2 protein-coding genes are annotated in these 3805 nt (G+C 63.9%); one reads left to right on the top strand and one right to left on the bottom strand.

The genetic code is table 11. The features are described from left to right. On the bottom strand, positions 1-510 hold a 510-nt coding region (locus AC1XOS_RS20965; RefSeq protein WP_481964156.1), incomplete at its 3' end, for a c-type cytochrome domain-containing protein. A 289-nt stretch (positions 511-799) separates the two neighbouring features. Here AC1XOS_RS20965 and AC1XOS_RS20960 point away from each other — a divergent pair. Then, positions 800-3805, top strand: a 3006-nt coding sequence (locus AC1XOS_RS20960; protein ID WP_481964155.1) for a UvrD-helicase domain-containing protein, incomplete at its 3' end; no start/stop codon positions are given.

Below are 3805 nucleotides of genomic sequence, written 5' to 3'. Positions count from 1 at the left end.
CAGGCGGCGGATGAGAGTGCGTCGGTCGGCAGTGGGCGACGGCTTGAGCTTGATTTCTGCGAGGCGCTTTTGCACCAGAAAATCAATCGCACTCTTGCCCGCCGGAATCGCGGGCTTGACAGGCATTTCGTAGGCCCAGTGCTTCTGGTACTTGGCCCCCTCGCCAATCCAGCGCATCAGGAGCTGCTTCTGCGACTCGGTGAGCTTCTTGTGAAAATCTGCGGGCGGCATCGCCCCGCTACGCACCTCGCGCACCAGCGAGCTTGCCAGAATATCGCCCGGCACAACGGCGCGATTCGGCCCGTCGAGCCGCAGATTTGCTTGGCGCTTGTTCTTATCCGGGCCGTGGCAGGCAAAGCAGTTGTCAGAGAGGATCGGGCGAATGTCTCGGTTGAAGACAGCTGCCCCCGTTCTCACCCGCTCGACGGGGGCTGGGGGGGGAGTCGCCAGGCTCATGCCAATACAGATCGCGCTGAGAAGCGCACACGAAGCAAGTCTTAGAGCATTCATGATGATGAGAGTACTCTTCGACAGCGTTACGAATATTCCCTCTTATCACAGAGCAGTCACACAAAGAGCCATGTTTGCATAAAATGCCTCCATGGAACGAACCGTATCTCTTGCTCTTACCTTTTGTCACACGGCTCTCTCCCGAAGCTATTTTTGCGGCCGGCTCCGCTTACACGGATGCAAAATATGCCAACAATACGGTAACCCTCTCCGGCGACGAGCTTATGCGACTGCTCGGACTCTAAAATACAGTTCGGGCAAACGGGCGTTTTTCGGCCTACAATAGCGCGTGATCTCTGACTGGAGCCGTGCCCGTATTCATGCTCGCGCTGACCGCGCTGCCCTTCCCGATACTTTAGGCGTCAGCGCCGATGCCTTGCTAGAGGCGGCGTTTGCTGCCGCCGGGCTGGCGGTGCGCCCGCGCCCACGCCGCGACCCCCTGCTGTTTATGGCACATGCGGTCTTGGATGTCGAAGCAGCGGCAGTGTGGGTGCGTGACGATGCCAAGCCTGAAGAAAGGCGGCTGATTCTGGCACATGAGCTGGGGCACTTAAAGCTCCATCATAGCCCGGAGGAGTGCCGCTGCGACGAGGGCGACTTGGCGGAGATTCCGGAGAGCGCGGGCAGTGGCTACGGCCCCAAGCAGCGCCGCGAGACGGAGGCCAATGTCTACGCACGGGAGTTTCTTCTTCCGGCACCGCTGGCCCGTAAGCTCTTTATTGACGACAAGCTCGATGCGGTGGAGATGGCGGAAAAGCTCGGGCTGCCACTTGCCACAATCATCGCCCAGCTCACCGCGCCGCTCGTGCTGCCCGCCCTAGAAAAGACGCCCGTGGAGAAGAGCCTGGCGACGGGCCTCGATGACTCCCAAGAAGCCGCCGCCAAGGCCGACTACGGGCCGCTTCTGGTGGGGGCGGGGCCAGGCACGGGCAAGACACGCACGCTGACGGCGCGGGTTTTGTTTCTGGTACGCGAGAAAAATGTCAGGCCGGAGAATATCCTCGCCTTGACGTTCTCCCGAAAAGCTGCCGCCGAGATGCAGGAGCGCATCGCCAGCGAGGACGAGACCATCGCAGCACGAGCGGCCATCACCACGTTTCATTCCTATGGGCTAGATCTCCTGCGGCGGCACTGGAAGCTTGCCGGGCTCCCGCCGCGCCCCTTGATGCTGACGGAGGCTGAGGCATTTGCGCTTCTGGAGCGGCGCATTGCGGGGCTGGAGCTAGGGCCCCTGCGGTACTTACACGACCCCGCCTACCCTCTCCCCGAAGCGCTCCGGGCAATCTCCAAAGTGAAAGAGAGCGGCCTGACTCCCGAGGAAGTGGCGCAGCGTGCCGAGACAAGCGGCGATGAGATCTGGCAAGATATCGCCCGGCTCTACGCCGCCTACGAGGGCCTGCTTCACGAGCACGGGGCGCTGGACTTTGCAGACTTGGTCGTGCGGCCCCTGCGCCTGCTGGAAAGCTACTCGGACGTGCTGGCGGGGGAGAGAGGCAAGTGGCGGCAGGTGCTGGTGGATGAGTACCAAGACATCAACCGCTCGGGGGCGCGGCTGGTTCAGCTCTTGACCGGGCCGGATGGCACGGCGCTCTGGGCGGTGGGCGATCTGCGGCAGGCGATCTATGCCTTTCGCGGTGCCTCGCCCGCTAATGTGGCAAGATTCGCCGAGGACTTCCCGGGCGGTCGGCGCATGGACTTGGCGGTGAACTATAGGTCCCGCCCCGGACTGGTCTCGCTCTTTGGACAGGCAAGCGGCGAAGGCAGCGCGGTCTGGGAGCCGCGGCGGGAGGGACTTGCCTCGACAACGCTGGCGATTGCTCCCGACGATGCGGGCCAGGCAGGGGGCATGGCGAGCACGATGCAGCAGTATACCGAGGCCGGCTACGCCTGGCGCGAGCTGGCCGTGCTCTGCCGGACCCGAAACCAGGCACGCAACCTGAAGAAAGCCCTTGTCGCCCGCGGTATTCCCGTTGGCCCCGGCCCCGACGAAGGCGGCTTGCTCACCCGCCCCGATGTTCGTATGCTTCTTGCAAGGCTGGATGAGCAAGTCGAGACAAATGCCGATGCCTACGATGCACTCATTGAGATGCTCTATGGCGCTGAGGGGCTGGCACGCACGCTGGCGGAGCCCGAGGCGGTGACGAGCCTGCTGATGCTCGCGCTGACGTTTCGGGAGCGGGAGGCCATTCTCCGCATCGGGGAGACACGGCTCATCCAGGCGTTTCTGGAGCACCTGCGCCGCCTGACGCGCCTAGGTACCGCCCCCGCAGCCCCGATCAACGAGAGCGAGGACGCGGTTCACCTCTTAACCGTGCACGGTGCCAAGGGGCTGGAGTTCCCTGCGATCTTTGTGCCGAACCTAGCCGTAGGCCGCTTCCCCCCGCGCCCCATGCCCGGCCTGCTCACGCCGCTTCCCGACGAGGAGGGAGAGGCAAAAGAGGAGCCTGGGACGGTCGCCTCCGAGGAAGAGGCGCGCCTGTTTTTTGTGGCGCTCACCCGTGCACGCGATCACTTAGTGCTCTCCCGCGCCGTCAAGCATGGTCGCATGAGCGCCCGCCCGTCGCCGCTGCTCAACTGCCTCGATAATGTGGAGGGCGTGGAGACAATCTTTTGGCGCAGCAAGGACTCCGAAAACGAGCTGCCACCGCCCGAAACACCCCCAACACACCCCGAGGTGAAAGCGCCCGATGCCGAGCTCTACCTGCGCTGCCCCAAGCGCTATGAGTTTCAGGTGGTCGAGGAAAAGCCTGTCGGGAGCGCCTCTGCCTACGAAAGCTTTAAGCGGGCGGTTCTTGCTGCCCTCTCGTCGTCGCAGCCGACGAGCGCTCTAGAATCCCTCTGGCGCGAGCATGGCCCGAGTCAGAGCGACCCGGCCTACCCGCTCTACGAAAAGCTGGCACGGGAGATCGTCGCCAAGAGTGTCCCCGCCTGCCCGCCAAACCAGCGCCCCTTGATGGCTCTGCCCCTCGACAGTGGAACCATTCTCGTCCGCCCCGATGACTTCAGCGAGAGCACGCGCCAGGTGGAGCGCCGCACCCTCCGCAAGCCCCCCGCTCCCGATGCCGATAAAGCCGACCCGGATCTGCGCCTCTCACTCCTCCAGGAGACCTTCGGCCCCGATCAGGTCTTCGTGCGCTTTCTCCAAGATGGCCGCCGCCTGCCCGTTGCCGACCGCCCCCGCATCCGCGAGCGGCACCTAGACGACTACGATAGAGCCCTCCGTGGAATCGCCCTCAAGGTCTTCCCCGCCACCCCCACCGAGCGCGACGAGTGCCCGTCGTGCCCCTACTTCTTC

The organism is Armatimonas sp. (genome assembly GCF_964826245.1).
Note: the sequence above shows the minus strand (reverse complement) of the source record. Positions and strands in the feature narration are given on the sequence as shown.